Origin of the sequence: Paenibacillus brevis, assembly GCF_018919145.1 — a bacterium.
Taxonomy (GTDB): Bacteria; Bacillota; Bacilli; order Paenibacillales; family Paenibacillaceae; genus Fontibacillus; species Fontibacillus brevis.
Map to the genome: position 1 here is coordinate 116,018 of NZ_JAHLQJ010000015.1, position 23,569 is coordinate 139,586.

17 protein-coding genes are annotated in these 23,569 nt (G+C 50.7%); 14 read left to right on the forward strand and 3 right to left on the reverse strand.

The genetic code is table 11. The features are described from left to right. Nucleotides 1-96: 96 nt before the first annotated feature. The 4 genes from fabI to KQJ23_RS17385 all read left to right on the forward strand — a co-directional run bounded on the left by fabI (nucleotide 97) and on the right by KQJ23_RS17385 (nucleotide 3,442). Complete coding sequence (gene fabI / locus KQJ23_RS17370; RefSeq protein ID WP_216480179.1) at nucleotides 97-867, forward strand: enoyl-ACP reductase FabI; 771 nt, start codon at nucleotides 97-99, stop codon at nucleotides 865-867. Nucleotides 868-910: 43 nt separating this feature from the next. Continuing rightward, nucleotides 911-1,768 (forward strand): inositol monophosphatase family protein, encoded by an 858-nt coding sequence (locus tag KQJ23_RS17375; protein WP_216480180.1) that lies wholly within the window; start codon nucleotides 911-913, stop codon nucleotides 1,766-1,768. A 24-nt stretch (nucleotides 1,769-1,792) separates the two neighbouring features. Next, the gene (locus KQJ23_RS17380) at nucleotides 1,793-2,056 is read left to right on the forward strand and encodes a hypothetical protein (protein WP_216480181.1); all 264 of its coding nucleotides are present in this window, start codon (nucleotides 1,793-1,795) and stop codon (nucleotides 2,054-2,056) included. 90 nt (nucleotides 2,057-2,146) lie between these two features. Then, complete coding sequence (locus KQJ23_RS17385) at nucleotides 2,147-3,442, forward strand: stalk domain-containing protein (RefSeq protein WP_249529856.1); 1,296 nt, start codon at nucleotides 2,147-2,149, stop codon at nucleotides 3,440-3,442. A gap of 228 nt (nucleotides 3,443-3,670) precedes the next feature. On the opposite strand, the gene KQJ23_RS17390 is transcribed toward KQJ23_RS17385, so the two are convergent. Continuing rightward, a complete protein-coding gene (locus KQJ23_RS17390; RefSeq protein ID WP_216480182.1) occupies nucleotides 3,671-4,444 on the reverse strand; it encodes a class I SAM-dependent methyltransferase in 774 nt (257 codons plus the stop codon). A 259-nt stretch (nucleotides 4,445-4,703) separates the two neighbouring features. Here KQJ23_RS17390 and KQJ23_RS17395 point away from each other — a divergent pair, with 259 nt between their 5' ends. From KQJ23_RS17395 to KQJ23_RS17430, 8 genes are all read left to right on the forward strand, one after another. Then, nucleotides 4,704-7,007, forward strand: a complete 2,304-nt coding sequence (locus KQJ23_RS17395) for a glycoside hydrolase family 65 protein (protein ID WP_216480183.1) — start codon at nucleotides 4,704-4,706, stop codon at nucleotides 7,005-7,007. 1 nt (nucleotide 7,008) lies between these two features. Continuing rightward, the gene (locus KQJ23_RS17400) at nucleotides 7,009-9,324 is read left to right on the forward strand and encodes a glycoside hydrolase family 65 protein (protein ID WP_216480184.1); all 2,316 of its coding nucleotides are present in this window, start codon (nucleotides 7,009-7,011) and stop codon (nucleotides 9,322-9,324) included. 134 nt (nucleotides 9,325-9,458) lie between these two features. Continuing rightward, nucleotides 9,459-10,094: a beta-phosphoglucomutase gene (gene pgmB, locus KQJ23_RS17405; RefSeq protein WP_216480185.1), complete on the forward strand. Its 636-nt coding sequence runs from the start codon at nucleotides 9,459-9,461 to the stop codon at nucleotides 10,092-10,094. A 917-nt stretch (nucleotides 10,095-11,011) separates the two neighbouring features. Next, nucleotides 11,012-12,820, forward strand: coding sequence for a cache domain-containing sensor histidine kinase (locus KQJ23_RS17410; RefSeq protein WP_216480186.1), 1,809 nt, complete (start codon nucleotides 11,012-11,014; stop codon nucleotides 12,818-12,820). A 21-nt stretch (nucleotides 12,821-12,841) separates the two neighbouring features. Next, nucleotides 12,842-14,194, forward strand: a complete 1,353-nt coding sequence (locus KQJ23_RS17415; protein ID WP_216480187.1) for a response regulator — start codon at nucleotides 12,842-12,844, stop codon at nucleotides 14,192-14,194. A gap of 130 nt (nucleotides 14,195-14,324) precedes the next feature. Further along, the gene (locus KQJ23_RS17420; RefSeq protein ID WP_430522313.1) at nucleotides 14,325-15,230 is read left to right on the forward strand and encodes a carbohydrate ABC transporter permease; all 906 of its coding nucleotides are present in this window, start codon (nucleotides 14,325-14,327) and stop codon (nucleotides 15,228-15,230) included. A gap of 1 nt (nucleotide 15,231) precedes the next feature. After that, complete coding sequence (locus KQJ23_RS17425) at nucleotides 15,232-16,098, forward strand: carbohydrate ABC transporter permease (RefSeq protein ID WP_044480136.1); 867 nt, start codon at nucleotides 15,232-15,234, stop codon at nucleotides 16,096-16,098. Between the two features lie 123 nt (nucleotides 16,099-16,221). Next, nucleotides 16,222-17,676, forward strand: a complete 1,455-nt coding sequence (locus KQJ23_RS17430; RefSeq protein ID WP_216480189.1) for an ABC transporter substrate-binding protein — start codon at nucleotides 16,222-16,224, stop codon at nucleotides 17,674-17,676. 1,228 nt (nucleotides 17,677-18,904) lie between these two features. On the opposite strand, the gene KQJ23_RS17435 is transcribed toward KQJ23_RS17430, so the two are convergent. Together KQJ23_RS17435 and KQJ23_RS17440 are read right to left on the reverse strand one after the other, a co-directional pair. Next, nucleotides 18,905-20,215, reverse strand: coding sequence for a glutamate-1-semialdehyde 2,1-aminomutase (locus KQJ23_RS17435; RefSeq protein ID WP_216480190.1), 1,311 nt, complete (start codon nucleotides 20,213-20,215; stop codon nucleotides 18,905-18,907). A gap of 123 nt (nucleotides 20,216-20,338) precedes the next feature. Next, nucleotides 20,339-21,403: an LCP family protein gene (locus KQJ23_RS17440; RefSeq protein WP_216480191.1), complete on the reverse strand. Its 1,065-nt coding sequence runs from the start codon at nucleotides 21,401-21,403 to the stop codon at nucleotides 20,339-20,341. Nucleotides 21,404-21,556: 153 nt separating this feature from the next. On the opposite strand from KQJ23_RS17440, the gene bcp reads away from it, so the two are divergent. Together bcp and KQJ23_RS17450 are read left to right on the forward strand one after the other, a co-directional pair. Then, complete coding sequence (gene bcp / locus KQJ23_RS17445; RefSeq protein ID WP_216480192.1) at nucleotides 21,557-22,033, forward strand: thioredoxin-dependent thiol peroxidase; 477 nt, start codon at nucleotides 21,557-21,559, stop codon at nucleotides 22,031-22,033. Between the two features lie 103 nt (nucleotides 22,034-22,136). After that, nucleotides 22,137-23,519 carry a polysaccharide deacetylase family protein gene (locus KQJ23_RS17450; RefSeq protein WP_249529857.1) on the forward strand — a complete coding sequence of 461 codons (1,383 nt, stop codon included), beginning with the start codon at nucleotides 22,137-22,139 and terminating at the stop codon, nucleotides 23,517-23,519. The last annotated feature ends 50 nt before the right edge of the window (nucleotides 23,520-23,569 follow it).

The following is a 23,569-nucleotide window of genomic DNA, read 5'->3' on the forward strand; positions in this document are numbered from 1 at the left end:
GCAGGGTTGATATTTCAGGATAATTAAGGTAAGTTGAACAAAACGTAGCAGGGTGCTGTGATGCATCCTCTAGTAGATGAGGGAGGCTATATCTGTATGGGAGATTTGTTGAACGGTAAAAATGTAGTTGTCATGGGCGTTGCCAATGATCGGAGTATTGCCTGGGCGATCGCTCAGAGTCTGGCGGCTCAAGGCGCCCGTCTTGCCTTTACATATGAGAATGAAAGAGTCGAGGGGCGCGTGCGCAAGCTGGCCGAGACGATTCCGGGCTCGCTGCTGGTACCGTGCAACGTGACGGTCGATGAGGATATCGACAAGCTGGCGGAGCTGCTGTCCGCCGAGTTCGGCGTACTGCACGGCTTGGTGCACAGTATCGCCTTCGCCAAGGCGGAGGACCTTTCCGGAGAGTTCGTGGATACTTCCCGTGAAGGCTTTGCGCTTGCGCATGATATCAGCGCCTATTCGCTGATTGCGGTGTCCGGGCGTCTGTCGAAGCTGATGACCGAAGGCGGAAGCATCATGACCATGACCTATCTGGGTTCGGAACGGGTTATGCGTAATTATAATGTCATGGGCGTGGCCAAGGCGGCTCTGGAGGCATCCGTTCGATATCTCGCGAACGACTTGGGACCACGGAATATCCGCGTGAATGCCGTCTCGGCGGGACCGATCCGGACGCTGGCAGCGAAGGGGATCAGTGATTTCAATTCCATTTTGAAGCAGGTTGAAGAGAAGGCTCCGCTTCGGAGAACGACGGAAACTGCTGAAGTCGGAGATACAGCCATGTTCCTGATCAGTCACTTGTCCCGCGGAATTACCGGTGAAGTGATCTATGTAGACGGTGGTTATAATTTTATAGGAGCTTAACCTGTTCCCATGCTTTAAATTATGATGAAGGTAGTGAATAGCTGTGGAATCAAAACCTGTTACTCCTTATGTGGTAGGCAGTAAAAATCCGCTTGCGGTGGCCATTAATTGTGCCGCCAAAGCCGGGGAATGGATTAAGAGCCGCTTGGGAGATATTAAAGCTGTTAATGAAAAATTCTCTCCGCAGGATCTGGTGACTGATGTCGATAAGGGTGCTGAGGCGATGATCCGCAAGCTGATCCTGACGCATTTTCCTTCCCATGACATATTGGGTGAGGAGGGGGTTGCCCCGGGTGCGGCGGCTTCGGCGGCTGCATTGAAAGAGGCTAGCAGCAGCGAGTTTTTGTGGATTATTGATCCGCTGGACGGAACGACCAACTTCGTGCACAGCTTCCCGTTCTTCTGCGTCTCCATTGCCCTGGCTTTCAAGGGTGAAGTCATTATTGGCGTGATTTATGATCCGATCCGAGATGAGATGTTTGTTGCGGAAAAGGGAAAAGGCTCTTATATGCACGGTCATACAAACCGGGTATCTGCAGACGCACGGCTGGAGGAGAGCATTATTGCTGTGGGCTTTAATCCGGACCGGCAGGCAGCTTCGATTAATCTTAAGGGAATAACGGCGTTATCCGGCAAGGCGCGTAGTCTCCGTGCCGGAGGATCGGCCGCCTTACATTTGGCTTACGTGGCTGCAGGCCGTCTCGGCGGTTACTATGAGGTGAATCTCAATTCCTGGGATACGGCGGCAGGCGCGTTGATGGTGGCGGAGTCAGGTGGTAAGGTGACCGATACAACCGGGAATCCTTACCATGTCGGCGCAAGAAATCTGATTGTCAGCAACGGCACCATTCATCAGGAACTGCTGGAGGTCATTAAGGCTGCCGGTGCAACCGGGAATTAACTCATCAGAAAGGGGTATACAGCCATGCAAGACAGAAAGGATCTTGAGAAGGAGCTCGAAAGAGAGCTTAGCGAGATGCTGTCGGATCAAATGGTTGATAGTGAGGAGGAACGGCGGAAGAAGGAGCGAAGCCGCCTTGCACCCAAGTATGAAGTAAGGATTCAGACCCAGCTTGATCCGATCGTTGAGGAGACCCTCAAATATCGAAGCATGGGCAAGGAGATCGATGAGCGGTATGATAGTTATTTGAAGAGGGCTGGTGTATCAGACAGGAAGGAAGAGAACTAGGCAGCTTAGAAGTGTCATAATTTCATTCTGTTTGCGGCGCCCTTTCGGCTTGAAGGGGCGCCTTTTTATTCAGGAGAGGTGGGGGAACTGATGAAGAAGAAATCCTTAGTCCATAGCAAAGGCCGCATACTACTGACAGGCATGCTGTCGCTGGCACTGCTGGCTGGAGGAGGCACGGCGGCATTTGCCGAGATAACAGCAAATGCCGCAGAAGCCGGAAGTCAACCAACAATCAAGCAAAGCAGCCTTCAGACTATCGTAGCCATTGGAGATTCGATTACAGCGGGATACGAGCCGGGAATGACGGAGGCCTCTGCTGTTTATGGTTATGTAGACCGGATCAAGGAGCAGGCCTTGTTCCATAACAGAACGGAAGTAACGAATTACGGTATTCTCGGACTGACAAGCACCGGACTGCTGAATTACCTCAAAGCTATCCAAGAGGGGAGTGCGGTAACCGCAGACACCATCCAACCGGGGATATCTGATCCGCGAATCAGCGTCTTTGCCTCCGGAATACCGGGAACCAAGATCAAGCTCGCCCAAGCGGACACGATTCTGATCACCATCGGCGGAAATGATGTATCGCAGTTGATTGGGCAGGCGAAGAGTCTGAGTGCAGAGCAGCTAGAGACAAAGGCAAATGAATTACTTACAGTCTATAAGACAAACATTCAAGAAATTCTCTCCGTTCTGACCGTAGTTAATCCCGATGCGCAGATTATCCTGGCAGACCAGTATCAGCCGGTTCCTAAGATTGCCGGAGAGAGCCAGTATGTCATGCTGAGCGAGGTTGCCGCCGGCTTCACGCAGGCGGTCGATGAGGCGGTTGCGGCCTTGGTTCAAGAGGGCAAGTCTGTGAAGGCGGCGCATGTCGCCGAGAAGTTTGTCGGCAAGGAGCTGTCCTATACACATATTTTCAATGAAGATGTGCATCCGAACCAATCCGGCTATGAGACGATTGCCAAAGTGCTGGCGGAATCCATCTGGGGCACTTACCGGGAGACAGCAGCGAAGACCGGAACGGCAGAACTTTCGGTTGTCGTCAGCGGCACGGAATTACAGACACCTTATCCGCCGGTTGTGAAGAACGGTCAAACCTTTGTTGTATTGCGTGACATTACGGATGCCATTGGAGGTACTTCGAAATGGGATTCCAAGAGCAGCACGGCAACCGTTTCGTATAACGGCAGTGAGGTAGTGATTCCCATTGGTGCCAAGACAGTTACTGCAAACGGCATTTCATTAGAGACAGCCAGTCCGGCATTTTTGCAAAAGGTAGGCTCGGAACAGAAGACTTATGTACCCCTAGCACTACTCGTGAAGGGACTCGGACTCGATGTGCAGTACAGCAGCAAGATGAAGACGGTATTTATTAACTTATAATCTACAGGTGATTGATTGTGCTATATAATTTGAACTAATGATGTACATTGGAGGCAACGTGTAAAGTATTCTTACGATCGCTGTTGTCCGCGGATTTCTCCGACTGAACTAAGCCATGATATGGGGGAAATCCGCGAACAAAGGCAAACGCTTCGCTTTAACAGAATACTTTACACTTATGCCTTTTCAGTGCAGCTTCCAATAGTTCAATTTATACAGCACTCCACTTTACTGCTGCCTTACTGCTACGATCAGCAAACGCACGTAATCCGCGTACCATTCTCCGTCCCGGAATAACTCCGTTTTCGCCAGCTTCGCTACCTTTTGAAGCACATGACCTTTTTCGGCCTCCTCAAAGCCTGCGAGAAACGGGCCGGCGGCAAAGCCATTCAGCCAATGAATCAGGCCATCTTCACCTTCTCCCAACTTGGTGGGCCGGTCGAAATGCGCCGCATAAGCGATTCGGAATCCAAGCTCCTCAAGCAATGTGCTGTATTCTCCCAAGCTGGGAAAATACCAAGGGTTAAGCGATCCGGCGTCTATTCCGTAGTCTTGTTCCAGGATCGTCCCCAAGCTTTGGACAATCGCAGCTACATTTCCTTTTCCCCCGAATTCGGCAACGAATCGTCCGCCGGGCTTCAAGGCGTTCCAAACGGAAGAGGCTGCGCCCCGGCCATCCTTCATCCAGTGCAAGGCCGCATTCGAGAACACCGCTTCCACCGGACTCTCCAATTCAAAATGCTCGGCATTTCCCACTTTAAAGCTCAGATGGGGATACTTATTCCTTGCCTGATGTACCATCGGTTCTGCCAGGTCCATGCCCAGCACTTCCGCGCCGGACTTGGAAATCTCATGAGTCAGATCCCCGGTACCGCAGCCCAGATCGAGAATCCGTTCGCCTGGCTTGGGGCTAAGCAATTCCACGACACCTTTTCCGTATTCCGCTACATATCCCAGTTTTTCATCGTACAATCCGGCCTGCCAAATCTGCTTACCGCTCATCTCCGCTTCCTCCCCGGTCATGTCATGACTCCATTATGCGGCACAAGCATGAATTGGTGAAATATATAGTTCAAATCATTTTGATAGGTTGCTCCTATAGCTGCCGGATTTAGTTGTCATGTTGCCTTTTTCTGCTGCAATCCAGAGAAATCCAACTTCGTATGATCGCACATAAGGTCATTAGAGTTGGACATTGGGCCGGTAAGTCCTCTTGGGCTAATCTGGAGAAGTAAAATGTGTAAAGGAGTGGGAGCAGAGCATGCCGAAAATCGCGGACAAATACTTGGTGGTTGATCCCTGGAAAGTAGTCGAAGAAGGGTTTGATCCGGCGCGCAACCGGGTTTCCGAATCGATTTTTTCACTGGGGAATGAATATATGGGCGTCAGAGGATACCCAGAGGAAGGATATGGCGGGGATACGCTGCTGGGGAGTTATTTTAACGGGCTATATGAAGAGAGTAAGGTAGCAGCCCACTATAAAGGAATTATTAAATCACTGCGCTTCATGGTCAACGCGGTTGATTGGCTGTACACCCGAATTACAGTGGATGGCGAGACATTGGACTTGGCGACAAGCCGGTTCTCGGATTACCGCAGGGAAGTGGATTTCAGAACAGGAATTTACCGCCGGGAGTTGACCTGGCATCTGCGGAGCGGCAAGAGCCTAAAGCTTGCGTTCGAGCGTCTGGTCAGCATGCGGAACTGTCATCTCGGCGGCCAGCGGATCACGCTGGTACCGGTTGACTTTGACGGGGAGGCAACGATTCGGACGGGGCTGGACTTCTCGGTGCTGCATGAGGATCAAGGCCGGCGTTATTGGTCGGTGCTGAAGCAGGAAGAGGAGCAGGGAATCGCGGCGATTCTGGGTCAGACTGAAAATACAGAGAACCGGTTGTTCTCCGGTTTTCGGGCAGTGTCGCTTGCAGAGACAGGACGTCTACCGGTGTCTGAGGACGGGCTGATCGCTTATGACCTGAAGCTCAAGCTGGAGCAGGGTGTCTCAGCCGTGATGGATAAACTCGTCATCAATGTTGCAGAGAAGGATCACGCGCTGGACGACAGTGCGGTGTGGCGGCAAGGCATGGACCTGGTTGAAGCGATCCGCGGGAAGGGATACGACCATGCGGCTGAGCAGCAGCAAGCCTATTGGCAGCAGGTCTGGGAGGCATCCGATATCGAGATTGCAGGCGATCCGGACAATCAGCAAGGGATCCGGTTCTGTATTTTTCAGATGTATCAGACCTATCACGGCGACAATCCCGGCTTTAATATCGGGGCGAAAGGACTGACAGGCGAGGCCTATCGCGGGCTGGCCTTCTGGGATACGGAGTCGTACTGTCTGCCGTTCTACATTTTCAATAATCCGAAGGCGGCAAAAAGCCTGCTGGAGTTCCGCTACAAATCGCTTCCTCATGCGCTTCAGCGGGCCAAGGAGCTGGATTGCGAAGGGGCATTTTATCCGATTGCGACGATCGACGGCACCGAGAGCTGCGATCTTTGGCAGCATTCTAATCTCCAGCTGCATGTAGGTACTGCAGTCGCTTACGGGCTGCGCCACTATGTAACAATTACTGGGGACACGAGCTTCCTTCATGATAAAGGAGTTGAAATGCTGATTCAGATCAGCCGCTTCTATGCTACTCGCGGACAATTCGGACAAAAGAGCGGCGAGTATGGTTATTTCGGCGTAATGGGTCCGGACGAGTTCCAACTGATGGTCAACAACAATTGCTATATCAACTGGATGGCGAAGAAGCTGTTCGAGTATACGTTGGAATCGATCCAGGGCATGCAGAATACGGAGCCGGAGAAGTTCGCGCTTCTGGCGGAGAGAATCGGGTTAACGGATGAAGAGCCAGCAGATTGGAAGCATAAAGCCGATCATATGAAAATCCCCCGCGATGAAGTCACCGGCGTGTATGAAGAACACGATGGATTCTTTGACATGCCGCATCTGGATATTCATTCGATCCCTGTGACGGAGTTCCCGCTGTACTCGCACTGGTCTTATGATCGGTTGTATCGGTATGACATGATCAAGCAGCCGGATGTGCTGATGTTCATGTTCCTGTACAGCAGTCAGTTCACGCGGGAAGAGAAGCGTGCCAATTATGATTATTATGAGCCTAGATGTATTCATGAATCTTCCTTGTCGCCATCGATCCATTCGATTCTTGCCGCCGAGATTGGGCGGCCGGAGGAAGCTTACCGGTTCTTTGAATTTGCGACCCGTCTTGATTTGGATAACTATAACCGTAATACGCGGGAAGGTCTTCATACGACCTCGATTGCAGCGGCCTGGATGAACATTGTATACGGCTTTGGCGGCATGCGATCCGACGGAGACAAGCTGCAATTTGCACCGAGCATCCCGGAGCAATGGACCCATTACAGCTTCCCGATCACCTTCCGCGGGAGCAGACTGACCGTTGAAGTGAACAAGGATGAAGCGGTGTTCAAGCTCGTGTCCGGAGAACCGATGGACATTGCGGTATATGGCCGAAGCCTGACCGTAGATGGTTCAGAGCTCAGAGTTCCTTTGGATCAAGTAAAGGTGGGGTAGTATGAAGCTTGCGAATCAAGACTGGATGATTCGGGAGAACGGCTTTGACCGGAACCGGATTGCCGCCAGCGGCAACAAGTTTATGATCGGCAACGGCTATATGGGCTGTAGAGGCACGATGGAGGAGTATACAAAGGACCAACTGGCGGCAGTAACGCTGGCAGGGCTGTATGATCAGGTAGACGGCAAATGGCGTGAACCGGTCAATGCACCGCATCCGCTGTATGCAGTCATTGAATTCGAGGGGCAATTGCTGTCCTTGCCGGACAGCGAGCCTGTGGAGCACGAGCAGGCACTGGATATTCGCAGCGCGGTACATCACCGCCATACGGTATTTAAGGCGGATAAGGGAGCAGAGCTAATCGTAGAATCAGAGCGGTTCTGCAGCGCAGCGCGGCTGAATGTGATTGCGGGACGGCTCAGCGTGACATGCAGCACTGACGGCCAATTAACGATTCGTACGGGCATCGATGGGGAGATATGGGATATCAACGGTCCGCACCTTGAGAAGCTTGAGGCATCGGAGCGTCAGAACAGCCTGCTTGTAACTGCAGTGACCCGTGAGTTGCAAGTGCCGCTCGCGGTGGCGGAGCGGATCGGCTCAAGCATGGAAGCTGATGACCGAGAGGCTGTGACAATGGAGGTTCGCTATGATCAGCAATCGGGCTCGATCTTCCGGATGATCACTTTTGCATGCCGGGCAGGCAAGACCTATACATTTGATAGATTTGCCGCCGTATGCACAGGCCTGGATGAGGAGGAGCCGGGCGCTGCAGCGTTGCGTCTCTGCCGCGAAGCGGCTGGTACCGGCTATTCCGGTCTGCTTGCCGAGCATGAGGCTTGCTGGGAGCGGAAGTGGGCTTTGGCGGACGTGGTGATTGAAGGCGATGACGAGGCACAATTAGCGCTTCGCTACAGCCTGTACCAGCTGTTGATTATTGCGCCCGAGCATTCAGAGAAGCTGTCGATTCCCGCAAGAGGGCTATCGGGGCAAGTGTATAAGGGGGCGGTATTCTGGGATACGGAAATGTTCATGCTTCCGTTCTTTCTGTACACGCAGCCGGAGACGGCGCGGAATCTGGTGATGTACCGGATTCATACCTTGGACGGAGCGCGGCGCAAAGCGGCTGAATACGGCTATGAAGGTGCTTTCTATGCCTGGGAAAGCCAGGAGACCGGGGACGATGCCTGTACGCTTTTCAATGTAAACGATGTGTTTACCGGACGGCCGATGCGTACCTACTTCCGCGATAAACAGGTGCATATCAGCGCGGATGCAGCCTACGCAATTTGGGAGTATTATAAATTTACCGGGGATGAAGAAATCCTGCTGAAGGGCGGGGCGGAGACCGTATGGGAATGCGCGAAATTCTTCTATTCCTATGCGTACTATAATCCGTTAAAACAAAGATATGAAGTGCTTGATGTCACGGGTCCGGATGAGTATCATGAACGGGTGAATAATAATGCATTCACCAATGCTATGGTAAAACGGACGCTCTTCATTGCGCTGGAGGCGATGGAAATTCTGCATGCCGCTTGTCCGGCGCAATATGAGGCGTTGGTGCAGAAAAGTGCCATCAAGCCGGAGCATATTCGGGATATGCATGATCGACTGTATGTGCCTGAACCGGATTCCGAGACCAGGCTGATAGAGCAATTTGATCGCTATTTCACGCTGGAAGATGTCCCGCTTCCCGAGCTTAAGGGCAGGGTGCTCAACAAGCACGAATATTGGGGCGGCGGCAACGGATTGGCAACGACAACGCAAATTTTGAAGCAGGCAGATATTGTGTTGATGCTGCATTTATTTAAGGATGCCTATGATACGGTGGTTAAAAAAGCGAACTGGGCCTATTACGAGCCGCGTACCGAGCACGGATCAAGTCTTAGCGCATGCATTTATGCGATGGTTGCCGCCGATACGGGTTCCCCCGACTGGGGCTATCCATACTTTATGCGGACGGCCACGATCGACCTGACGGGAGAATCGAAGCAATATGTCGGGGACTTGTACATTGGCGGGACCCATCCGGCTGCGAATGGCGGTGCATGGATGGCTGCTGTCCAAGGGTTTGCCGGTATCCGCTTTGACGGGGAGTGCGCGACGATTTCTCCTTCACTTCCAGAGAAGTGGCAGGCGGTTCAAACCGGCCTGGTTCTGCGCGGACAGCAAATCAAGGTACGGGTTGGCAGGGAACAGGTGGAGCTGGAGGCCGATGCAGGGAATACGAGCGAGGTTCGTGTTGCTGCGTATGGGCAAAGTCTAACGCTTGAGCCCGGTGTTTCTGCTGTTCTGCGAATGGGGCAGGAGTAATCCACGGAGCAGGATTAGCCGTGGGAGGATGGAACCTCTATATAAGTTGAACTACAAAGGCTACTTAGAAGGCATAAGTGTGAAGTGTGCTAGTAAAGACTGAAAATGGATGGTCAAGATAAGGAGAGAATTACATGCTGGAATCAATGAAGGGTGCGATCTTTGATCTGGATGGCGTAATCGTGGATACGGCCAAATATCACTACTTGGCCTGGCGGGCACTTGCGAACCGTCTGGGCTTTGAGTTTACAGAAGCGGACAACGAGCGCTTGAAGGGAGTCAGCCGGATGCGGTCGCTCCAGATTCTGCTTGAAATAGGCGGGATGGATGCGGATGAAGCAGAGCGTGAGCAAATGGCGGAGACGAAAAATAAGGAATATGTAGACTATATCTCCCGGCTGGAGCCATCGGAGCTGCTTCCCGGGGCAAAGGAGTATTTGATGTGCTTGAGAAGCCGCGGAGTACGGGTCGCCTTGGGCTCAGCGAGCAAGAACGCGGTGTTTATTCTGGAACGCCTCGGGATTACCGGGCTGTTCGATGCCGTTGTTGATGGTACGAAGGTGGCTAAGGCGAAGCCAGACCCTGAGGTGTTCTTGGCGGCCAGTGCGGAGCTTGGCCTGGATCCGGCGGACTGCGTCGTGTTTGAAGACGCAGCCGCAGGGGTTGAGGCAGCCAAGGCAGCAGGCTGCCGCGTGGTCGGCATCGGCAGTGCCGACATTCTTGGAGCCGCCGACCGGGTCGTCGGCGGGCTGGACGCGCTGCTGCCATAGGCGGCAGTGCGAGGGTGGATGCCGTGATATGTTTGAAGGAGGGTGTCCCAAAAGTAAAATTCTGTGCACCCTTAATAACAAAATAGAGTGATATTTATATAGAAACCAAGGAGCTAAGCGGCCTTCTCTCGCTTGATTCCTTGGTTTCTTGCGTCCATTGCGGCTTTCTTGATCAAATTATGGGCGAGAGAAAACCCACCCGGCCTTCAAACTTACTTTTGACAAGCCTCGAAGCTTTAATGACATCTGCATTATAATCACCGCACGATCCGACCACGCCAGCAATTTTAATGCCTTTTGGCACTTGTTTCGCCGCACGAGCGCCCACGCCAATAATTTTAATGCCATTCGGCACTTATTTTGCAACGTACAGCGTAACCTCATATGTGGTGACACCCGTACCGTCCCACCGCGCGCTGGGAACTGCACGCGGTGCAGAAGTAAATTGAAAAAGGCGTCCCTTATCATCTGTGATGACTTTGGGACGCCCTCTTTTTCACTGAAATAGTTGTTCAAAAGCAATGACCTCCTCAACAACTATCTATGTTGAACTAAAGAAGCTGCGTGGAATGGTAAGAAGGCTACTTCGGCAGCGTAGAGCTTTAGTGTTCGCCTTTATGAGCGGATTTCTTCCCTATGATGGCATAGTTCAGTCAGAGATATCCGCGAACAACAGCGATCGTAAAGAACACTTCACTCGTTGCCTCTCTCCCGCATGTTCATGAGTTCAGCTTCTACACCTTCCCCGCGATTTTTTTGCTGGCAAGCCGGCATAAATCGTTTACACTTTAGGAGAATGCATCGCACTGGTCTCCGGGCAAGAACGGCCATCGGAGGAATAGACATGATGTGCGTAGAAACACGCATATTGACCCTTTTTTATTCTTGCTATAGTTAGATTGCCGGGGGGAAGGAACGTGAGAAGAAAACTGCGAAATCCGTTAAGCAAGCTGAACGTCAAGCAGCAGCTCGTGCTGATGTTTATCGTGCTGACAATTCCTTTATTTGTCCTGAATGCATACGGTAATGACCGGGCGGGGCAAATTCTGAAGCGTCATGTTACCAACGCCTATATCGAGCTAAGCAAGCAAAATTTCCGGCTGATTAACCGGGATATTGAGGCTGTAAACAAAGTAACGTCAACCGTCTTCCAGAATCAGTTGTTGCAGCAATTGAATCCGGTTTCATCGGATAAGACTGTGCTTGAGCGCGTGAAAAACTACGAGAAGCTCGAGGATATTCTTACCACGTACTCTCAGGAGACGGACGACCGCGAACCGATTTATTATTCACTCTATGTTTATGATCCGAACAATACATACTTTTTTGCACCATTCTATCCGGGACCGCGAGTGTCAGGGGTGTATTTCTTCTCGGACGAGGAGAAGCCGGAATGGTTTGAGGAAGCGGTGGCCAAGAAGGGGAAGGGCTACCTGCGGATGATTGAGCACTTGTCGCCGCCTACGGAGGGGCAAAGCAGCCAGCAGACGCTTGCTTATATCAGAGCGATCAACAGCATCTACAAGAACGGGACAATTGGCGTGCTGGTGGTGACCAATCTGGATGCCCGGGTGGGCGAATCCCTGGAGACGGTAAGCCTGCCGGAAGGAGAGCTTTATTTTACCGATTGGAACAACCGTATTCTGAGCTCGACCACCGGAGAGTGGGGGTCTGTGCTTGAACTGCCGGAAGAGGCGCAAATGGAGGACATGACATCGGCGGTAAAAGACATCATTACCAAAGACTATATCTATGTAATGAATGTGAATCACGTGCTCCAGCAAAAGCTGGTCTACAAAGTGCCGCTTCAAGCGCTGCTGCAGCAACAGAACGAAATCAAGCGGCTGATCCAGCTTATCTCCATTGTGTATTTTGTAGCCAGCCTCGTCTTCTTACTTTATTTCTGGCGCTCTCTGATGACGCCGATCCAGCGGCTGGTCTATTTCGTCAGACGTTACGAACCTGGAAATGTGGTGCCCGAGACCCCGCGCAGAGGGAGAACGGATGAGGTCAGTGTGCTGATTTCGACGATCTATGAGATGGCGCGCCGCCTGAACTCATTGGTGCATTACAAATACACGATGGATCTGAAGCAGAAGGAGTCGCAGCTTCAACTGCTGTATCAGCAGATCAATCCCCATTTGCTGTACAACACACTGGAGAGCATCTATTGGAAGAGCGCGCTGGAGGGAAATACAGCCTCAGCCGAAATGATCAAGGAGCTTTCCAAGCTGATGAAGATCAGCCTGAGCCGAGGGCGAGAGCTCATTACGCTGGAGGAGGAAATGGAGCATGCCACCGCCTATATCAGGCTTCAGCAGCACAGGCATGACTATCAGTTCCGGGTCAGCATCGACATTCCGGAGGAGTATCGGCAGGTTTTAATTCCCAAAATTACGCTTCAGCCCCTGATCGAGAATTCGATGATTCATGGAGTGCGTCATATGGGAGAAGACGGCATGATCTGCATTACAGTCCGTGGAGATCAGGAGGACATATTCGTAACGATTGAAGACAATGGCTACAGAGCCGTTGATCTGGAGAAAATCTCCCGCTTATTAGAGGAAGAGACACCAGACCCGTCACTCGGATATGGCATTCGCAATATTCATCAGCGCATTCGTCTTCATTTTGGCGCGGGGTACGGTCTTGGCTATGCCATGCGCTCCGGCGGAGGTACGCTCGCCACACTGCATATTCCAAGAACCCTGCCAGAGGAAGAGTAGATCAGACAGGAGGGAACGCACATGTACAATATTTTGGTGGTAGACGACGAACCATTGATTTGCAAAGGCCTTGCCGGGCTGCTAACAAGCTCTGGCCTTGCCATAAATACGATATTCACGGCCGGCAGCGGACATGAAGCGCTGGACTATATTCGGATGGAGGTTATCGATCTTCTGATTACCGACATTCAGATGGGGGAGATGAGCGGGATCGAGCTGATGCATCAGGCCAAGATTATTAAGCCTTGGGTCCAGACCATCATTATCTCTGCTCACGAAACGTTCCAATACGCACAAATGGCGCTGCGCCTTGGAGCGCGAGATTATTTAATCAAACCGCTGAACAGCGAGCAATTTCTTGATTCGGTTCGCAATGCCTTGCTGAAGATGGATAAACCGGTGCCGGCCATGACTGATTTTCTGGAACGGCCTGCGGAGCATTTTCATATGGAGGAGCCGGAGGATGGAAAGAATGAAGAGATTACAGCCTTATTAAACGCCTTCCCAACCCACACTGAGGGTACCGGGAAGAGTATGGATGCATCAACCTCCATGAACAAGTGGGGGTTAATCGGACCTTATTTTTCATTGATCAAAATCAAAATGGAACTTTCCCGCAGGGCAGAAGAAACGACCGGGCTGCCGGAGAAGAGCAGAAAGGACTCCGGGTTGTTTCGATATGCTGCGCTAAATGTGGCCAAGGAGCTGCTGTATCAGGAATGGAATGCGGTTGTCTTTTATCCCGCCGACCTGGAGATCGGCATTCTGCTGCAATGGAGCGAACAGGAATATGCAGAGCTGGATGTCAACAAGATCAGCCAGCTGGAAATGATCGGACGCAGCCTCCACTATCATATCGAGAAGTATTTGGGTATCTCCGCCGTGATTGGAATCAGCCAGATTTTGAAGGGAGTAGAGTTCCTGCATATTCTTAATCGTCAGGTTGACAAGGCAATCTCTTGGGGAACCGGTCAGGAAGACTATCATGTGTTCTATTACGGGGACTTCAACTGGAATAATTATGCCCAGGACCCTTCCGCCGAGGAGTTGACTACGCAGAACAATGTCATTGTGGCGCAGGCCAAGCGGTATATTGAGGAAAACTATAATCAAAAGGGACTCACGATTCACGAGATGGCGAAGAAGAACCACGTCAGTCCAAACTATTTGAGCTACCTGTTCAAGAAAAATACAGGCTACAACCTGTGGGAATATGTCATTAAGCTGCGTATGGAAGAGAGCAAATCACTGATATTGCACACCGACCTGCGGAGGTATGAGATCGCTGAGCGGGTAGGTTATGAATCTCCGGAGCATTTCAGCAAAATCTTTAAAAAGTACTTCGGCGTCAGCCCAAGCGATATGAAAAAATAGCAGTAAGATCGGTTATACATCACATAGTTTTAGACATGTTCGCAGCCCCTGTCCTTTTCTAAAATGGAAGCTAGACATTATAGAGGAATGAGGGAGCATCATGGAAGAAACGATAATTTCTCCGGGAAGCATGCATCAGGAACCGGAGCACAAGACGAGGACGCGAAAGAAGCGGCTGACTAGCTTGAAGAAGTACATGTGGGGATATTTATTCCTTGTACCGGCTATCGCCATCTTCATCGTCTTCTTGTGGGTCCCGATCATCAAAGGGATGGTGTATAGCTTCTACAACATTGATTTTGTTAATGGCAATATCTTCGTAGGCATTGATAACTATATTAAAATCCTCAATAACCCTGACCTGCTGCTTTCCGTCAGAAATACGCTGTATTACATGCTGCTGACGTTAATTATCGGATTCTGGGTTCCTATTGCCGCCTCCATCGCAATTTCTGAATTGAAATTGTTCCAGGGCTTTGCCCGGATCGCAGCATATCTGCCTTACGTTGTGCCGGGCGTTGTACTATACGGCATGTGGCGCTGGATGTATGATCCGGTTGGTCCAATCAACGCCGTGCTTGGTTGGTTCGGAGCAGATCCGACCTCGTTCATCTCTGATGGCCGCTACTCGATGATCGCGCTTGTCTTCATGGAGACGTGGCAGCAATTCGGCTCAGCCATGCTGATCTACCTGGCCGGGGTACTTAGCATTCCGCGCGACTGGTATGAAGCAGCCGAGATCGACGGTGCCGGCGTATGGAGCCGGATCAAGTATATTACGCTTCCGTCGATGCGCAGCCTGATTGTGCTTATGCTGATCTTGCAATTAATCGGTACTTCCCAGGCCTATCAATCCCAACTAGCCATGCTGGATGGCGGGCCGAACAAAGCCACCTTGACTTATGCTCTCCTGACCGTCAAATATGCGTTTACCCAATTGGACTATGGTGCCGGTACGGCGCTGGGCGTGCTCATGTTCGTTGTGCTGAGCGTACTCGGAATTGTTCAATTCAAGCTGACGAAGGAGGACTACTAACATGAAAGAAAGAGGCATCCTGTCGGCTTCGGATTTGCAGAAGCCACTGAATAAAGTTGTATACGGATTTATGGTTCTATGTATCGCCTTTATGTGTTTTACGATGCTGTACCCGATTGCCATGACGATGTTCAATGGACTGAAAAGCAATCAGGAGGTCAACACCTTCCCGCCGCGATTCTTCCCGACAGTCTGGCATTGGGAGAATTTCTCCAAGGCATGGAATTATATTGAGCTGCCGATGTTTTTGAAGAATACGATGCTCATTTTCGTCGGTTCTCTTCTCGTTACTATTCTGGTACTAGGCTTGGCAGCCTTTAGTATTTCGCGGATCCGGGCTCCCTATAGCCGGGCGGTCTACTTCTTCATTCTGATGACGCTGTTCATTCCGGCTTCCAGCTATATGATTCCGAACTTCGTTAACCTTAAGGACTTAGGCCTGTTGAACTCGTATTGGGCGTTCTGGCTCCCTGCGGGCGCGAATGCGTTCTACTTTTTGCTGATGAAAAATTTCTTCGATGGTATCCATCCGGAAATATTCGAAGCGGCGCGGATTGACGGGGCATCAGAAGTAACCAGCTACCTGCGGATTGCGGTTCCGCTGTCGATTCCGATTTTTGCGACACTATCGATATTCATCTTTTCCTCCGCTTGGAATGACTGGTTCTGGCCATCGTTGGTCATGCATACCGAGGACAAATATACGTTAGCTACCGCGGTCTATAAATATGTCATCAATGCAAGAAGCCTGGATAGCAGCGTTAAATTCGCACTGTTATTCATGGTCATGATTCCGCCGATCTTTGTCTTTCTGGTGTTCCAGAAGTTCATCATGCGAAGTGTCAGTCTATCAGCGGTGAAGGGATAAGCGTTTTCATAGATCGTAGCCTTGCACATGATCGCCATATGAATACACATCGTCTAGTGAAGCAATCATCCTTAAGATAAAGATGTAATCAAGAACACATATTTGATGAAAAGGGGAGTATCCATGCGCAAGTTTACTACTTTACTGATGTGTCTAATGCTGTTCGGCTCGCTGCTCGCCGGCTGTGGCGGCAACAAAAACAATGCGGCCAACAGCCCGGCGAATGATCCAGCCGTAAATTCAGGCGGAAACAGCAACAATTCGGCTCCGGAGCAATCCGCCGAGGAGGACATTACTCAGAAGAAGATTACGATCAAGGTTCACTATCCTCTGCCGGATGAGACCACGCTTCGTGATCAAGAAGACGATAAGATCGCACGGTTCCAAGCCAAGTACCCGAACGTAACGATCGTAAAGGATGATTGGCAATACAGTGTCAATGAAATCGGCGTGAAGATGGCATCCAATGAAGCCCCTACCTTTTATAACACTTGGGCTACTGAAGCGAACTTCCTCGTAGAACGCGGTTGGGTTGCCGATATTACAGACCTGTGGAACAATTGGGAGTACAAGGATCAGATCAATCCGGTTCTGCAAAATCAATTCATTGTAGACGGCAAAGTGTTCGGGGTTACCCAGAACGGTTACATTACTTCCACGGTTGTAAACAAGAAGCTGCTGGAAGCAAAGGGCTTGGCTATGCCATCGCTGGATTGGACTTGGGATGATATGTACAATGTTGCCAAGGATGCAGCGGACCCGAAGAAGGGCATTTCCGGTATCGCACCAATGGGTAAAGGGAATGAAGCAGGCTGGAACTGGACGAACTTCCTGTTCGAGGCTGGTGGTGAAATCGAGACAACTGTCGATGGTAAAGTAACAGCTGTATTCAACTCCGAAGCAGGTGTGAAGGCGCTGGACTTCTACAAGAAGCTGAGATGGGAAGCGAATGCGATCCCTCAAGACTGGGCGCTTGGATGGGGAGATGCGGTTAGTTCGTTCCAGCAAGGGCGGACAGCAATGGTTATTGCCGGAGCGTTCGACGTCATTCAAGCAGCTCTGAACGAGGGCGGCATGAAGCCTGAGGATGTAGTGGCTTATCCGATGCCGGCTGCCGAAGCAGGCGGCAAGCATTACGGGATCTTAGGTGGCAATTATCTTGTCATCAACCCGAACGCCACAAAAGATGAACAAGAAATGGCATTCCGTTATATCACATTCGATTACTTTACCGATGATGCTCTGAAATCTGCCGAAGACACGATTCAGGCGCGTAAAGCGGAAGGCAAATACTATATTCCGACTCCGCTCGAATACTTTAGCGAAGATTCCGATTACGCTAAGAAAATACAAGCAATTTATGATAAGTATGACAATGTGTACAAATATGATCCAAACCTCTTTGGACTTCTGGAAGGTAAACCGGAAGCCCAATATGGAACACAGGACTTCTATGCTACGATGTCCAATGTAGTACAAGAATCCTTCTCCAAGAAAGGCACGGATTCGAAGAAACAGCTAGATGTAGCCGCACAATATGTGCAAGAGAACTACTTTGACAAGATCGAAGCAAAATAATCGGCGATAACGCAAACGAGGCTGCCCTAAGTCCATATATTGGACTCGGGGCAGCCTTGTTGTACTTATGCAGGAAAGTGTGCAGTAGCAGTTATCAGGCAGAATCTCAGTTAGCACGTAGCAGGGGCAGCCGTGTGAAATGATCTCATGATCGCTGTTGTTCGCAGATTTCTTCAATTGGACTAAGTTCTAACGAGGGAGAAATCTGCTCGCAAAGGCGAACGCTAACGCTTCATCAGATTCATTTCACACTCTTGCCTGAACTACTTTGCTCTACAGGTTAACTAAAAAATACAGTTTGCACATGGCTGCGTTATAAACGGCAATGCAATCTGTTGCACAGCAATAAGCTTGACGACTCGGCATCAAATAGGATATTGCCTGCATGAATTGTGCTCCCAAATCATGATACTCCGGCTTTGCGCCGAACTTCGCTCGTCTTACTTGAACAATTGGTTAGAACATCCTTCTCATAGGAGCAGTAACGTAGGATGTAGAAAACTCCTTGTGAACAATGACAAAGAATAACAAATTGAACAGATGAGTTGCCTCTGAGGAAACAAGTGTCAAAATGCATTAAAACTCCAAGTGTGTGGGCACATTTGAAGAAACAAGTGCTTAAAGGCATTAAAATCTCTTGGTGTGGGCGCGTGTGCTAAGAAATAAGTGGTTAAAAGCAATAAAATTATTAGTTCGCGGTCTCGGGCGGGGAAACAAGTGTCAAAGCGCAATAAAATTCTAGGAATGGGAGCCGTGTTGAGGGTGCTAATGCGGCGAAATCGAGTGCCGTATTTGCGAATAAACAAATGTTGAGGTCGTCCCGAAGCTGATCAGCAGGACGGCCTCTTTCGCATGCCAGCAGAATACGGTGCGCCTGGTGCTGTGTTGCATATTTACTTTTTATAATGCAGCATCCGGCGCCTTTTATGCCGGATGCGAGCCTGTATATGCATATCGAGGGATACGAGGATGCTGCCATATAGCTGCCTTATGGACAGCTATGTAAACTGCTAAGTGCACCGCGGCACATGCAAAGCAGAGTTCAAGAGCCTGCGTAATATGGGTATAAGTGAGAAGGTTGCCGCAGAAGCGGAGCGGTCGCCTTTGTGAGCGGATTTCTCCCTTGTTATGGTTTATTTAATCAAAGAAATCCGCGAACAACAGCGATCGAAGGCAATCTTCACACGTTACCTCTGACACGCAGAATCAGTTGGTTTATAAGGCTCCTCTACTTTGCAATCTCCTTAAAGGAAGCTTCCGCCGCTTCAAGCGTGAAGTCTATATCCTCCTCCGTATGGGCTGTAGTAAGGAACCAGGCCTCATACTTGGATGGAGCGAGATTAACGCCCCGGTTCAGCATCGCCCGGAAGAAGGCGGCGAACATCTCGCCGTTCGTGTCCTGGGCTTCATCGTAATTGGTTACCGGATGATCGCAGAAATGCGTTGAGAAGGAGCCGCGGATCCGGTTGATTGTCAGGGGGATGCCGTATTGGCGGGCAAATCCGGTGAGGCCATCCGTCAGTTTGATCGTCAGGCGCTCCATTTCCTCATACACACCCGGTTGCTGAAGCACCTCCAGGCAGGCGATGCCTGCGGAAATGGAGGCAGGATTGCCCGCCATGGTTCCAGCCTGATAGGCCGGACCGAGTGGAGCAACCTGCTCCATCACTTCTTTGGTGCCGCCATACGCGCCAATCGGCAGACCGCCGCCGATGATCTTGCCCAGCGCGGTTAGGTCAGGCGCGATCGCTTCATGATTGTCCAGTCCGGCGTAGGTCTGAGCCGAGCCGTAATGGAAGCGGAAGGCCGTAATGACCTCATCATAGATGACCAGCGCCCCATACTGGCGGCTCAAGCGGCAGAGGTCTTCCAGAAATCCCGGCTTCGGCATAACCATACCGAAGTTGCCGACGATGGGCTCTACCATGACTGCAGCCACATCGTCGCCCCATTTGTCCAAGGCCTCCTTGAGCGCTGGAGCATCATTGAACGGTACAGTAATGACTTCATGGGCAATGCTGGTCGGAATCCCGGCGCTGTCCGGAATACCAAGGGTGGACGGTCCCGAGCCTGCGGCGACAAGCACCAGATCAGAGTGGCCGTGGTAGCAGCCGGCGAATTTAATGATCTTGTTGCGTTTGGTATAGGCACGGGCAACACGGATCGTAGTCATAACGGCTTCTGTGCCGGAATTGACGAACCGAACCTTGTCCATGGACGGAATGGCTTGCTTCAGCATTTTAGCCATCTTGATCTCCAGCTCAGTAGGTGTTCCGTAGAGTGTGCCGTTTGCCGCAGCTTCCTGAATGGCGCGGGTTACGTGGGGATGAGCATGGCCGGTAATGATCGGGCCATAGGCTGCCAGGTAATCGACATAACGGTTATCATCCACATCCCAGAAATATGCTCCTTGGGCCCGCTTCATAAAGACAGGTGCCCCGCCGCCTACCGCTTTGAATGAACGGGAGGGGCTGTTGACACCGCCTACGATATGCTTCAAGGCTTCTTCATATAGCTGATCTGAGTGTACACGGTTCATAAGAAATCTTCCTTTCAAAAATAGACTCGGACAGCTTGAATCCCGCTAAGGCGTGCTCCAAAAGAAACCGGCCCTTTAGGGGCCGGTAGAGCTGCCGATTAAGTCTTCGCTGCTGCCTCAAGGTTAATTTGTATTGCTGCCAGAACTATTGCTGCTGTTCGTATCGGTTGTCTTTGACTCCGGATCCGGAGCAGTGCCGTCATCTGGGGTTGTTTCGTCGACGGCAGGCTGGAGAGCCTTTTCGAACACTTCTTGCACGTATTCCTTCAGCTTATCTTCATCCCTAACCCCTAATACCTGTGCCCCGCCAACACGCTTTTCCTCCAGCAGCTCCATCGGAGGGATTTGTTTGCTGGAGACCATGGAGCTGTCATATCCGACGGTGGCCAGCTTCCACATATCATTTACCGTCAGGTTGGTATCAATGTAAGGATTGATTTTTTCCAAAATAGAAGGCAGCTTCATGATCGAGGTGGTGGTCTTCAGCTTCTCGGCCACCGCCTTCAGGAAGTTGCGCTGGCGCTCGGTGCGGGTGAAGTCGGACATCGCGTCATGCCGGAAACGAACGTACTGTAATGCCGTGTTCCCGTCCAGATGCTGCTGACCTTCCTTCAGGTCGATATCATATTCATGATTGTCTGCCGCACTGGTGTACCGCATATTCTTCTCGACATAGAAATCCACGCCGCCAACGGCATCAACAAGCTCAATGAAGCCCTGGAAATCAGTGTAGACATAATATTGTATCGGAATCCCCAACAAGTCAGATACGGTAGCCATTGCTGTATTGGGACCATGGGTAATCGCCGCATTGATCCGATCCGAGCCATGCTCTGGAATTTTAGCATAGGTATCGCGCATAATGGAGAACAGGTGTATTTGCTTGGCTACAGGATCGAGAGAAGCTACGAGCATTGTATCGGAACGGGGGATTTCTCCCTTATCCAATCCGCGGGCATCGACTCCCATAAGCAGAATATTGACTCGTTCCTTTCCTTCCCATTTTGGCGGCTCCGGTATCTTGGTTTCTGTAGGTGTTACCTTATAGAAGGGCGACTCTTCACCCGTCTTTTGAAAATCGTCTACCTGGTTGTAAATTGAAGTAACGTAATAGGCCGCGAATGCGGCAAGTGCAACGAATACTCCAACCACTGACCAGAGAATCGCCCTTTTCGTTCGTTTTGTCATTTTGCTCGTCCTTTCAGCGGGAAACGATGAAATCATGCCGATTGCCCTAAATAGTAAAAAAGTTACTCTTCATATCATTACATTATAATTTCTTTTATAATTACAATCAATTTATAAGAAGTTTACAGTAATTTTGTCGAAGGAGAGAGCTACATGTCTGAAGCAGCATTTCAATTGAATGATCCGGTTCCTGATTTTCGTCTGCCGGTCAGCGGAGGGGAAGAAATCTCATTAAGCGATTTTAGAGGAAAGAAAGTCGTTATTTATTTTTATCCGAAAAATATGACGCCGGCCTGTACCCAAGAGGCTTGCGATTTCAGGGACCGTACAAGGGAGCTTCATGCCCTGGGAGCAGTTGTGCTGGGAATCAGTACGGACCCGGTGCGTTTGCACGACCGTTTTCGTGAAAAGCAGAATTTGTCCTTTCCGCTATTGTCCGATGCTGATCATCGTGTCAGCGAGCTCTTCGGAGTATGGCAGTTGAAGAAGTTGTACGGGCGGGAATATGAAGGCATTGTTCGCTCGACCTTTCTGATTGATGAAGAGGGGAGACTGATTAAGGAATGGCGGAAGGTGAGGGTGAAGGGGCACGTTGATGAGGTTGTCGAGGCGGTAAAGTCTCTCGGTTAAAGAGGTTGTTCAAAAAGTAAATTGAGGATTCTATTTTCTTCATTGCATTCATACAATCTACCAGAAAGTCAAACTATTGATATAAACGGTGGAGGATGAACGCATGAAAAGAATGTGGATGGCATTTCTGTCTATAGTTATAATCGTATTAATTTCTGTACCGGGGGTCAGGGAAATAGGCTTTTCTCCTGCATCCGCACAGTCCCGGGCACTGGCTCCCGCTCCAGGCCTGATAGAAGAGGAGAATGCTGCAGCGGAAGCCGCAATTCCTTCGACCTCCTCTGCGCAGCATCATATCGTCAAGACCGCTTCAGATTCGACTCTCCCTCCCGCAGCGAAAGCCACCTCCTTGGAGAAGGAATCAGGGCCTCAGGCGATTCTTGCCGCCTCGTCTTCACGCCAGGCATCAACGCCCTCTGCCGAGCCCAAAAAAGAGAAGGTTGTCTACCTAACCTTTGATGATGGTCCAAGCAAGCTGACGGATGAGATCCTGGCCATCCTGGAAGAGCAGAAGATTAAGGCTACGTTCTTTGTTCTGGGCGAACATGCCCAAAAATCCCCGGAAATAATATATCGTATGGCAGAGGCTGGACATGTCATCGGCAATCATACCTATAACCATAAATATAGTGAGCTGTATGAAAGCTTCACCGCGTTTTGGAATCAAATCAAACGAACGGAAGAGATACTTAGAGAAATTACGAGTACCCGGACTTCGCTTGTCAGGGCTCCGGGAGGAACGTATGGACATTTTGATTCCACCTACTTTCAATTAATGGAGCAGGGGGGATATCGGGTATTCGACTGGAATGTAGACAGCGGCGACTCTAAACGCAAAGGCGTTCCGGCAAGCGAGATCATTGAAAACGTAACCTCAGAGAAGCTGGAGAAGGAAATGATCGTCTTGATGCATGACAGTGCCGGACATGAAGAGTCGGTCAAGGCGCTTCCGAAAATTATTGATTTTTACAAGCAGAATGGTTACTCCTTCGAGGTGTTGTCGCCGGAGCAGAAACCGGTGCAATTCAGCCTGAGCAAGAAAATGACTGACAGAGCCGCACCTGCCGAATCGTGGATCGAGAACCATGTGCTTCCCAATGCGGCTTTATTCGGGCCAGGCCAGCCTTTGTATGTAGAGGCCGGAGGGGTACAGACCAAGCTGGCGGCGGGAGAATATAAAGTGGATCAAGGACAGTTGATCGTGCCGCTCCGGACAACGCTTGAACGCCTTGGGGCGGAGGTGAGCTGGAACGCAGGCAGCCGGAATGTAATTGTCGTCTGGGGAGAGCTTCATCTGACTCTCGATCCGGAGCGTGGAACGGCGCGCCGGGAGGATACCGAAGTCCCGGTGGAGATTGGAACAGACAGGTTCCGGAGTCAAGGCGGCTCCCTGTGGATGTCGCTTCGCTCTCTGCTGGAGCTGACGGACCATCCTATTATTTCCGTTACCAATACGGCTGAAGAAAGAAGAGTACAATCGCTATAGAGCAGGAAGACTCTTTTCATATAAACCTCTCTCCTGACAGGTCTATGAAG

What these genes read in the sequence shown, in the direction of transcription:
- fabI (WP_216480179.1), top strand. Translation starts at nt 97, where the DNA reads ATGGGAGATTTGTTGAACGGTAAAAATGTAGTTGTCATGGGCGTTGCC.
- KQJ23_RS17380 (WP_216480181.1), top strand. Translation starts at nt 1,793, where the DNA reads ATGCAAGACAGAAAGGATCTTGAGAAGGAGCTCGAAAGAGAGCTTAGC.
- KQJ23_RS17385 (WP_249529856.1), top strand. Translation starts at nt 2,147, where the DNA reads ATGAAGAAGAAATCCTTAGTCCATAGCAAAGGCCGCATACTACTGACA.
- KQJ23_RS17390 (WP_216480182.1), bottom strand. Translation starts at nt 4,444, where the DNA reads ATGAGCGGTAAGCAGATTTGGCAGGCCGGATTGTACGATGAAAAACTG.
- KQJ23_RS17395 (WP_216480183.1), top strand. Translation starts at nt 4,704, where the DNA reads ATGCCGAAAATCGCGGACAAATACTTGGTGGTTGATCCCTGGAAAGTA.
- KQJ23_RS17400 (WP_216480184.1), top strand. Translation starts at nt 7,009, where the DNA reads ATGAAGCTTGCGAATCAAGACTGGATGATTCGGGAGAACGGCTTTGAC.
- pgmB (WP_216480185.1), top strand. Translation starts at nt 9,459, where the DNA reads ATGCTGGAATCAATGAAGGGTGCGATCTTTGATCTGGATGGCGTAATC.
- KQJ23_RS17415 (WP_216480187.1), top strand. Translation starts at nt 12,842, where the DNA reads ATGTACAATATTTTGGTGGTAGACGACGAACCATTGATTTGCAAAGGC.
- KQJ23_RS17420 (WP_430522313.1), top strand. Translation starts at nt 14,325, where the DNA reads ATGCATCAGGAACCGGAGCACAAGACGAGGACGCGAAAGAAGCGGCTG.
- KQJ23_RS17425 (WP_044480136.1), top strand. Translation starts at nt 15,232, where the DNA reads ATGAAAGAAAGAGGCATCCTGTCGGCTTCGGATTTGCAGAAGCCACTG.
- KQJ23_RS17430 (WP_216480189.1), top strand. Translation starts at nt 16,222, where the DNA reads ATGCGCAAGTTTACTACTTTACTGATGTGTCTAATGCTGTTCGGCTCG.
- KQJ23_RS17435 (WP_216480190.1), bottom strand. Translation starts at nt 20,215, where the DNA reads ATGAACCGTGTACACTCAGATCAGCTATATGAAGAAGCCTTGAAGCAT.
- KQJ23_RS17440 (WP_216480191.1), bottom strand. Translation starts at nt 21,403, where the DNA reads ATGACAAAACGAACGAAAAGGGCGATTCTCTGGTCAGTGGTTGGAGTA.
- bcp (WP_216480192.1), top strand. Translation starts at nt 21,557, where the DNA reads ATGTCTGAAGCAGCATTTCAATTGAATGATCCGGTTCCTGATTTTCGT.
- KQJ23_RS17450 (WP_249529857.1), top strand. Translation starts at nt 22,137, where the DNA reads ATGAAAAGAATGTGGATGGCATTTCTGTCTATAGTTATAATCGTATTA.